This is a genomic window from Sphingomonas bacterium (assembly GCF_903644055.1).
In the GTDB taxonomy this organism is placed as follows: Bacteria; Pseudomonadota; Alphaproteobacteria; order Sphingomonadales; family Sphingomonadaceae; genus Sphingomonas_I.
Window position 1 is genome coordinate 1 of the sequence record NZ_CAHJXD010000275.1, and the last position, 5,240, is coordinate 5,240.

Genomic DNA, 5,240 nt, shown 5'->3' on the forward strand with positions numbered 1-5,240 from the left:
CGTCTCCCCCTCGTTCGAGGAGATGAAGGACGCGCTCGATCTCAAGTCCAAGTCGGGCGTGCATCGCCTGATCTCGGCGCTGGAGGAGCGCAGCTTCATCCGCCGCCTGCCCAATCGCGCGCGCGCGCTGGAAGTGCTGCGCGTGCCCGATGCGATGAAAGCGGGCGCCAAGCCCAAGCTGGTCGCCTCCACCCCGCGCGCCGTGCTCGCGCCCGCCAACGACGTGCTGGAAATCCCGCTGCACGGCCGCATCGCCGCGGGCCTCCCGATCGAGGCGATCGAAGGGCAGAGCATGCTCTCGGTGCCCGCCGCTTTGCTCGGGCCGGGCGAGCATTATGCGCTGGAGGTCGCGGGCGATTCGATGGTCGAGGCGGGGATTCTCGACGGCGATTATGCGCTCGTCCGTCGCGTCGACAAGGCGCGCGATGGCGAGATCGTCGTGGCGTTGGTCGACGATGCCGAGGCGACGCTCAAATATTTCCGCCGCGAAGGCACGATGGTGCGGCTCGATCCCGCCAACCGCGCATATGATCCGCAGCGCTACAAGCCCAACCAGATCCGCATCCAGGGCAAGCTCGCCGGCCTGCTCCGTCGCTACTGAGGCGGATCATGGCCGATCCGCGCATCGATTTCATCGAGCTGCCGAGCGGGGAAACCCCCGCGATGCAGGCTTTCTACGGCTCCGCGTTCGGCTGGGCGTTCACCGCGTTCGGGCCGAGCTATGCCTGCACGATGACCGGCGACGTCGACATCGGTTTCCAGGCCGACGCGGAGGAGCGCACGACGGCGATCCTGCCCGCGATCCGCGTCGACGATCTCGAAGCGGCCTTGGCCGATGTCGAGCGCGCGGGCGGCACGATCAGCCGCCCGATCTTCGCCTTCCCCGGCGGCCGCCGTTTCCACTTCACCGACCCCGCCGGCAACGAACTCGCCGCCTATCAGGGCGATTGAGACGCGCTGCCATCTTGGAGGCCGCCCCGTTCAAGCTGAACGTCACCCCGGCCTTGAGCCGGGGTCCCGCTTATTCTTCAACATCGGCAGGCAGCGGGACCCCGGCTCAAGGCCGGGGTGACGTGAGTTCACCTCAACAAGACAGTCCTAGGGTGCACCGTCGATCGTATCCGCCTTCAGCGCAGCCCCGGTCGCCACATATTCCGCGAGGCCTTGACCAGTTGCGGCTGCGGTCCCCCGCCGACCGGCCTGCGCGCGAGCTTGTGGTCGACGGCATGATCGAAGGCGATGCCGGCGCGGCTGCCCGCGATCCAGGCGACGCGCGACGGCACGATCCCGATCCCGCGCAGCTCGACCTCGACCAGCTCGCCCTTGAGCAGGCCCGCGGCGCCCTCGGCCAGCATCCCGCCGCCCGAAAGATTCCGCACCTTGATCGCAACCTCCGCGCCGCTCGCGCGGCGCAGCGTCGCGAGCAGCAGCATGGTGTCGCGCGGCTCGGCGCGCATGCTGGCGAAGCGCGCGTCGTCCGCATCCTGCGCGCTATCGATCGGATCGGGATTCTGCGCGTCCATCGCCTCGCCGGCCTCCTCAGGCCCGCGCTATGGCATGGCGAGGCTGACAAGCGGTTAACGGCGCGCGCGAAGCGTCAGTCGTCGCGCGAAATCTTTTCCTGCCGCTCGTGGCGCTCCTGCGCCTCGACCGTCATCGTGGCCACCGGCCGCGCCTCGAGCCGCGCGAGCGAGATCGGCTCGCCGGTCACCTCGCAATAGCCATATTCGCCGTCGTCGATCCGGCGCAGCGCGGCGTTGATCTTGGCGATCAGCTTGCGCTGGCGATCGCGGGTGCGCAGCTCGATCGACCAGTCGGTCTCGCTCGACGCGCGATCGGTGACGTCGGGCTCGCGCAGCGAATCGACCTGGAGCTGGTTGAGCGTCTCCTTCGATTCCCGAAGGATCGCATCCTTCCAATCGAGCAGCTTGGCGCGGAAATAGGCCTGCTGGCGCGGCCCCATGAAGGCCTCGTCGGCAGTCGGGCGATATTCGGGATCGAGCATCACGGCTGGGCCGCGATCGTTCGCACCCTCCCCATAATCGCCCCGTTCGCCGACGCCATTCACCGCAGTCGCCATCGCTCTCTCACACCCGAAGATGCGGCCGCGCAAACACGGCAGCTTGCCCCCGCGAGCGCCTATAGGCGGCGGTCGATCAGCCTACAAGCGCGACGTGCGCGAGCGGCGGCGATCGAACGCCGCCGCTCCCGAACCATATTCAGCCCGTGCTGCCGGCGGGCTTTCCGCCGCCCGCTGCCTTCGCGGCGGCTTCGAACTGCGCGGCGGTGAGACCGATCATCAGCCCGTCGGGGCCCTTGGCGAATGACGATTTGGGAAGCTGCGCGCTGGCGGTTTCGGACGCGACGGTCACCATATCGCCGTTGACCGCCTTGATCGTGCCGACCTTGGCGCCGGCCTGATCCTTGACCGCTGTGCCGACCGTGATCGCGACGGGAGCCGCTGCGGCGGACGCCGCAGCGCTCGCCTGCGCGGCCGGGGCGCCCTTCGCATCGATCTGCGCCTTGGTCATGGCGAGCACGAGCTTGCCGTCGCCGGCCGCGAACGAGGCGATCGGAATACCGACCTTGGTCGTTCCGGTCGAAAGCGTGGCGATCCCGTTGGTGACGCTCTCGATCGATCCGACCGCGGCGCCAGCGGTATCGACGACCTGCGCGCCAGCGGTGACGTTGGGTGTCGCCGGCGCGGTCGTAGCGGCCGGTGTCGCCGCGTCCGGTGCGGGCGTGGTGGTTTGCGCGAGGGCCGGTGCTGTCAGCATGATCGCTGCCATGGCAAGGGGGGTACGCAGCATTGTCTGTCTCCATTCCAGATGGCGTTGAAAATTAGATAGGCTTGAGCTGACGAGTGGCACGACAGATCACGACGAATCGTGTTTGGGACGGGATTGATGACCGACTGGGACCGAGAAAACCGACGCATCGGGGCGAAGTTCCTGACCTGATCTGCCAGCTCCGCGCTCTAACCTGGACTATGCTGCCTGCCTGCTGACGGCGGACTTGGCGGGAAGCCACGCCAAGCCGTTCGCGCCTGTCTTTCCGGGCAGGCTCCGCGTCCGCGCGGCGGGGTTGCACGGGCTGTTGGCCGCCGCCATAGCCTGCGCGATGCACGATATCCGCGCCATCCGTGACGATCCGACGGCGTTCGATGCCGCCATGGCGCGGCGCGGGCTGGCGCCGCAATCACCTGCGCTGATCGCGCTCGATGCGCGGCGGCGCGATGCGGTGGGCGAGGCGCAGGCGCTCCAGACGCGGCGCAACGAGGCCTCCAAAGCGATCGGGCGGGCGAAGGCGAGCAAGGATGAGGGCGCGGCGGCGGCGCTGATGGCCGAGGTCGCGGCGATCAAGCAGCGCCTCCCCGCGCTCGCCGAAGAGGAGGCCGCCGCCGATGCGGCGCTGGCCGATGCGCTGGCGGCATTGCCCAATCTTCCCGCCGATGACGTGCCGGAGGGCGCCGACGAGACGGGCAATATCGAGCGGAAACGCTGGGGCAGCCCGCGCGCCTTCGCGTTCGAACCGCGCGACCACGCCGATCTCGGGCCGGCGCTGGGGCTCGATTTCGAGGCGGCGGCGGCGATTTCGGGGGCGCGGTTCGCAGTGCTGCGCGGGCCGATGGCGCGGTTGCAGCGCGGGCTCGCGCAGTTCATGCTCGATCGGCAGACCGAGACCAACGGCCATGTCGAGGTGGCGCCGCCGCTGTTGGTGCGCGACGAGGCGATGTTCGGCACGGGGCAGCTCCCCAAATTCGCCGAGGATCTGTTCCGCACCACCGACGGGCGCTGGCTGATCCCCACCGCCGAGGTCAGCCTGACCAACCTCGTCCGCGAGCGCATCCTCGCCGAAGGCGCGCTGCCGATGCGGATGGTCGCGCTGACGCCCTGCTTCCGCTCCGAGGCCGGCGCGGCGGGGCGCGACACGCGCGGGCTTATCCGCCAGCACCAGTTCGACAAGGTCGAGCTGGTGACGATCTGCGCGGCCGAGGATGGCGAGGCCGAGCATGAGCGGATGACGCGCGCGGCCGAGGGCGTGCTGGAGGCGCTGGAGTTGCCGTATCGGCGGATGCTGCTGTGCGCGGGCGACATGGGCTTCCAAGCCGCCAAGACCTTCGATCTCGAAGTCTGGCTGCCGGCCCAGGCGACCTATCGCGAGATTTCGAGCTGCTCCAACTGCGGCGATTTCCAGGCGCGGCGGATGAACACGCGCGTGCGCGGCGGCGACGGCAGGGGCACCGCCTTCGTCCACACGCTCAACGGATCGGGGCTAGCCGTCGGGCGCACGCTCGTCGCGGTGCTGGAAAATTATCAGGAGGCCGACGGCTCGGTCACGCTGCCCGCCGCGCTCAGGCCCTATATGGGCGGGCTCGAGCGGCTGGCGCCCGCCTGATGCGCATCCTGATCACCAACGACGACGGCATCCACGCGCCGGGCATCGGTTTGCTCGAACGGATCGCGCGGACCTTCACCGATGACGTGACGGTGGTCGCGCCGGCGAGCGAGCAATCGGGCAAGGGCCGTTCGCTGACGCTGACCCAGCCGATCCGCACGCGCGCGTTCGACGATCGCCATCATGCGGTGAGCGGCACGCCGACCGACGCGGTGATCATGGCGCTGGCGCTGTTCATGAAAGATGCGCCGCCCGACCTGATCCTTTCGGGCATCAATCGCGGATCGAACCTCGGCGAGGACGTCAGCTATTCGGGTACGGTCAGCGCCGCGCAGGAGGGCGCGCTGGCGGGCATAAGATCGATCGCGCTGAGCCAGGTCTATGCGCGATCGGGAATGGGCGATGCCGTGCCGTTCGATACGGCGGAAGCGTGGGGGCGGCGCGTACTGGAACCGCTGATCGCCGCCGACTGGGCGCCGCGCACGCTGGTCAACGTCAACTTCCCCGCGATCGCGCCCGATGCCGTGAAGGGGATCAAGGTCGCGCGGCAGGGGCTGCGCGATTACCGCCGTCCCAGGCTGGAGAGCGGCACGGATCCGCGCGGTTTCGACTATCACTGGCTGGTGCTGGGCGGCGTTCCGCACACGCCCGCCGCCGATACCGATCTCGAGGCCTCGGCGGCGGGCTATGTCACGGTGACGCCGCTCCACCTCGACATGACGCACGATGGTTCCCGGCCCGCGCTGGAGGCGCTCTACCGGTGAGGGCGCCGCCGGCTCTGCTGGCGCTGCTCGCCGTCGGCGCCGCGACGCCGCCGCCCGAGAGCGGGCCGCCCGCCTGGG

At 69.4% G+C, this 5,240-nt stretch carries 7 protein-coding genes; 4 read left to right on the forward strand and 3 right to left on the reverse strand.

Features of this window, described 5'->3' with window-relative positions:
• Both lexA and HUU94_RS11895 read left to right on the forward strand, forming a co-directional pair.
• On the forward strand, window positions 1-601 hold a 601-nt coding region (lexA, locus tag HUU94_RS11890), incomplete at its 5' end, for a transcriptional repressor LexA (protein ID WP_174275284.1).
• 8 nt (window positions 602-609) lie between these two features.
• Window positions 610-951, forward strand: coding sequence for a VOC family protein (locus HUU94_RS11895; RefSeq protein WP_174275285.1), 342 nt, complete (start codon window positions 610-612; stop codon window positions 949-951).
• A gap of 176 nt (window positions 952-1,127) precedes the next feature.
• On the opposite strand, the gene HUU94_RS11900 is transcribed toward HUU94_RS11895, so the two are convergent.
• The 3 genes from HUU94_RS11900 to HUU94_RS11910 form a co-directional block, all read right to left on the reverse strand.
• Window positions 1,128-1,523: a PilZ domain-containing protein gene (locus tag HUU94_RS11900; protein WP_174275286.1), complete on the reverse strand. Its 396-nt coding sequence runs from the start codon at window positions 1,521-1,523 to the stop codon at window positions 1,128-1,130.
• Window positions 1,524-1,597: 74 nt separating this feature from the next.
• The gene (gene dksA / locus HUU94_RS11905) at window positions 1,598-2,080 is read right to left on the reverse strand and encodes an RNA polymerase-binding protein DksA (RefSeq protein ID WP_174275287.1); all 483 of its coding nucleotides are present in this window, start codon (window positions 2,078-2,080) and stop codon (window positions 1,598-1,600) included.
• Between the two features lie 139 nt (window positions 2,081-2,219).
• Entirely contained in the window at window positions 2,220-2,810 is a 591-nt protein-coding gene (locus HUU94_RS11910) for a hypothetical protein (protein ID WP_174275288.1), read from the reverse strand.
• Between the two features lie 310 nt (window positions 2,811-3,120).
• On the opposite strand from HUU94_RS11910, the gene serS reads away from it, so the two are divergent.
• Complete coding sequence (gene serS / locus HUU94_RS11915; protein WP_174275290.1) at window positions 3,121-4,398, forward strand: serine--tRNA ligase; 1,278 nt, start codon at window positions 3,121-3,123, stop codon at window positions 4,396-4,398.
• Complete coding sequence (surE, locus tag HUU94_RS11920; RefSeq protein WP_174275289.1) at window positions 4,398-5,162, forward strand: 5'/3'-nucleotidase SurE; 765 nt, start codon at window positions 4,398-4,400, stop codon at window positions 5,160-5,162. Before serS ends, surE begins: the two co-directional genes overlap by 1 nt.
• The last annotated feature ends 78 nt before the right edge of the window (window positions 5,163-5,240 follow it).

What these genes read in the sequence shown, in the direction of transcription:
- HUU94_RS11895 (WP_174275285.1), top strand. Translation starts at nt 610, where the DNA reads ATGGCCGATCCGCGCATCGATTTCATCGAGCTGCCGAGCGGGGAAACC.
- HUU94_RS11900 (WP_174275286.1), bottom strand. Translation starts at nt 1,523, where the DNA reads ATGGACGCGCAGAATCCCGATCCGATCGATAGCGCGCAGGATGCGGAC.
- dksA (WP_174275287.1), bottom strand. Translation starts at nt 2,080, where the DNA reads ATGGCGACTGCGGTGAATGGCGTCGGCGAACGGGGCGATTATGGGGAG.
- HUU94_RS11910 (WP_174275288.1), bottom strand. Translation starts at nt 2,810, where the DNA reads ATGCTGCGTACCCCCCTTGCCATGGCAGCGATCATGCTGACAGCACCG.
- serS (WP_174275290.1), top strand. Translation starts at nt 3,121, where the DNA reads ATGCACGATATCCGCGCCATCCGTGACGATCCGACGGCGTTCGATGCC.
- surE (WP_174275289.1), top strand. Translation starts at nt 4,398, where the DNA reads ATGCGCATCCTGATCACCAACGACGACGGCATCCACGCGCCGGGCATC.